At 40.6% G+C, this 2,030-nt stretch carries 3 protein-coding genes; 2 read left to right on the plus strand and 1 reads right to left on the minus strand.

The genetic code is table 11. The annotated features are described in order from the left end of the window. Window positions 1-60: 60 nt before the first annotated feature. Window positions 61-246, plus strand: a complete 186-nt coding sequence (locus A3739_RS28365) for a CPXCG motif-containing cysteine-rich protein (RefSeq protein WP_068499841.1) — start codon at window positions 61-63, stop codon at window positions 244-246. A 62-nt stretch (window positions 247-308) separates the two neighbouring features. Here the strand turns inward: A3739_RS28365 and A3739_RS23400 are convergent, their stop codons facing one another. Next, window positions 309-1,238 (minus strand): RimK family alpha-L-glutamate ligase, encoded by a 930-nt coding sequence (locus A3739_RS23400; protein WP_068476795.1) that lies wholly within the window; start codon window positions 1,236-1,238, stop codon window positions 309-311. A gap of 594 nt (window positions 1,239-1,832) precedes the next feature. Between A3739_RS23400 and A3739_RS31045 the strand changes: the two genes are divergently transcribed. Next, a partial coding sequence (locus A3739_RS31045; RefSeq protein ID WP_231877134.1) for a hypothetical protein occupies window positions 1,833-2,030 on the plus strand: 198 nt, incomplete at its 3' end.

Raw genomic sequence — 2,030 nt, forward strand, 5'->3', positions numbered from 1 at the left:
AGCGAAACGCGTGCATAAAGCATTTATTGAACCTGGACGCATACCATTGGAGAGTAATTAATGAACCCATTGGAAGAGCAGAATACTTACTGTCCGTATTGCGGCGAACCGATTCAATTACTGCTAGACGTTATGGATTCAGACTCCGAATACACTGAAGACTGCCAAGTGTGTTGTCGGCCCATTGTAGTCAAAGTACTTAATGGGCAAGAACTGGTTGTCATGAGAGAGGACGATGCTTGCTAAGCTTGTCTGAATGAAGGTATGCCTGCGTCGATAATCTTGCAGGCATAAATGCACATGAAGACTTATTTGGCTTTGTCTATGAGCAGGCTTGCAATGGCTTGCATACCACTTTGATCGATACCCGCGCGCTTTTCAGCATCATTATTATAGTTTGTATTGGTGTTGATATCGTAAACCAACAAATCACCGATTTCGTTCTGAATAAATTCTATCCCTGCAATATCAATTTCTTCTTTGCTTAAGAATGTTTCGAGCTGATTCATTAGGGAGTGATTATCGAAGGTATCTATCAATTCAAACTTGCTCTCAGGGGCGCTGGTTGGACAAAACGCATCAGAAATATCACATACATCCGCCGGACATAGTTCAAAGCCTCCATCAGTTTTGACTTTGACCGTGTATAAGAATTTCGCTCCTACAAATTCAGCACGAACAATAAAGGTTTGGTCTGACTTTATGTACTCTTGGATCAACCATGTTCCATCCAAGGGTTCTTCATAGTCATCACTTTCAATAAAGTTTTCTAAGTCAGAGATGTTATGAATGAGTTTTACGCCTAAGCCTTTACCGCCGCGATTAGGCTTAATAATAAACGGGATTTGATCGAAGTCTGTCGCTGCCTGTATCAGGTTTTCTTTACCGACTACGGCATGGGTAAGCGGCGTTTTGATACCATGCTTTTGCAATGCACAGTATTGAGAAAACTTGTCCACTTCATAGTATATCGCTCTTGGACCATTTATGATCTCGCGGTTATGCAATGTAAGCCAATTTAAGGTAAGCCGTGTTAACTCTGGTGCATAGCGATTCCCACGTGTATGCGAAGACGCACTCATGCGATTGTAGTAAATGCCTTCAGGTGGTGTTTCATTAAGGTTAATGACGCCTTGGTTTAAAAACCATTCTTTGGCTTCAACACCGCGCTCAGCAAATGCAGCGCGAAGTGGTACGACCCACTCTTCATTTTCATGGATGATATAAATATCTTGCACGTTATCCTCGTTTACCGTTTTGTCTGGTTGCGCAGTGTACTACTTTTGATCATGTTTTTATTTCTTGTTTTAACGAATAAGCTAAACGGAAATGCCGGCAACAAATTCCACAAAGCAATAGTTTAAGAGCACTAAAAAACGTAGTTCTCAAACTGTCGAAAAGTTTTACACGAGTAGTGGTTTATTGATTTTGGTAAAAGTAATAAGCATCTGTTCAATATATCCGATGCGTTATCTAGATCAATTCTTGCTGTAAATCTTGTCTCGGCGATGTAGTAAATTAGGGAAATAATTGATGTTCTTCAGTTATAAAATCCTTACTTAGAAAGAATAACAAAAACAATATTATATGAGTTGGTGCTGTACGTTGGCTAAAAGAGGATTGCAGACGTCGAGATTTGAGCGGCGGTTGCTTCCGCTGTTAGACAAAAGCGGACCTTGGCGTTAGTTCATTCTCGACGCCTGCTTCAAGAGGGAGGGAGATGCCGGACTTTACGTGAAAGCGCCGTTGTGATCTTGATGGGTAATAAAAGCATCTTGTTAATATCAAACTAGGCTTTAATTAGAGTAACTATATTTTAAAAAGCGAGTTAAATGAAAATTAAAGAAGAATGGTTAGGGTTCGGACCCTTATGTCTTTTACTGGGTATTCCTGGGTTATTTGTGTTTCAACCATACCCTAGCTACGACGAACTCAAGGTTGTGAAAGGAGTTGTCACAGAGTACCACTGGCAATTATCAGGGTCTTGGAGGAGTGGTGGTTCAAAATACATTTATGTCTCTACAGATACG

The sequence above is a fragment of the Oleiphilus sp. HI0067 genome, assembly GCF_001635735.1.

What these genes read in the sequence shown, in the direction of transcription:
- A3739_RS28365 (WP_068499841.1), top strand. Translation starts at nt 61, where the DNA reads ATGAACCCATTGGAAGAGCAGAATACTTACTGTCCGTATTGCGGCGAA.